General features: G+C 56.5%; 1 protein-coding gene. It reads left to right on the top strand.

Going from position 1 to position 471, the window contains the following annotated elements:
- Positions 1-471: collagen-flanked surface repeat-containing protein (locus ACTHTY_RS11765; RefSeq protein WP_440367811.1), on the top strand; the 471-nt coding region annotated here is incomplete at both ends.

A 471-nucleotide genomic window follows, 5' to 3' on the forward strand; every position in this document is an offset into this window, starting at 1 on the left:
AAGACAACGGCAACGGTACTCACACTGTAACCATCAAAGACGGTAACGGTAATACCACTACTACCATCCTTAAAGACGGTGCTACTGGCGACAAAGGTGACACTGGTGCAACCGGCGCTAAAGGCGATAAAGGTGACACTGGTGCAGCCGGCGCTAAAGGCGATAAAGGTGACACTGGTGCAGCCGGCGCTAAAGGCGACAAAGGCGATAAAGGTGACACTGGTGCAGCCGGCGCTAAAGGCGACAAAGGTGACACTGGTGCAGCCGGCGCTAAAGGCGATAAAGGTGACACTGGTGCAGCCGGCGCTAAAGGCGATAAAGGTGACACTGGTGCAGCCGGCGCTAAAGGCGATAAAGGTGACACTGGTGCAGCCGGCGCTAAAGGCGATAAAGGTGACACTGGTGAAGCCGGCGCTAAAGGCGACAAAGGTGACACTGGCGCAGCCGGCGCTAAAGGCGACAAAGGCGACA

This window comes from Neisseria sp. P0019.S002, assembly GCF_051957155.1.
Taxonomy (GTDB): domain Bacteria; phylum Pseudomonadota; class Gammaproteobacteria; order Burkholderiales; family Neisseriaceae; genus Neisseria; species Neisseria perflava.